We start from the raw sequence: 279 nt of genomic DNA, 5'->3' as shown, positions 1-279 counted from the left end.
GGTCATTCACTGGTTCAGTATTATCGGTATAGACCACGGTTTCCGAATCATCTTCGTTTGGAGACAACGTCCCACTAATTTGCGGCTGACTTGGGGTCATATTATCAACTGATGGGGAGGTTGCATTGTAGTAGTTATCACTACTACTCCAATTGTTCCAATTCGTATGGTTGGTTCTTAGATCTTTAATGCCAGTTCGATGGAAATTGGTAGTAATCGTTTTACTTGGGGCAACTCTATTGCCATCGTGATCGACATAATGAATCGTCTTCCGACCAG

General features: G+C 42.7%; 1 protein-coding gene. It reads right to left on the bottom strand.

The genetic code is table 11. The features are described from left to right. Positions 1–279: mucin-binding protein (locus tag FC73_RS07035; protein WP_162250899.1), on the bottom strand; the 279-nt coding region annotated here is incomplete at both ends.

Source organism: Fructilactobacillus fructivorans, assembly GCF_001434095.1.
Taxonomy (GTDB): Bacteria; Bacillota; Bacilli; order Lactobacillales; family Lactobacillaceae; genus Fructilactobacillus; species Fructilactobacillus fructivorans.
Note: the sequence above shows the minus strand (reverse complement) of the source record. Positions and strands in the feature narration are given on the sequence as shown.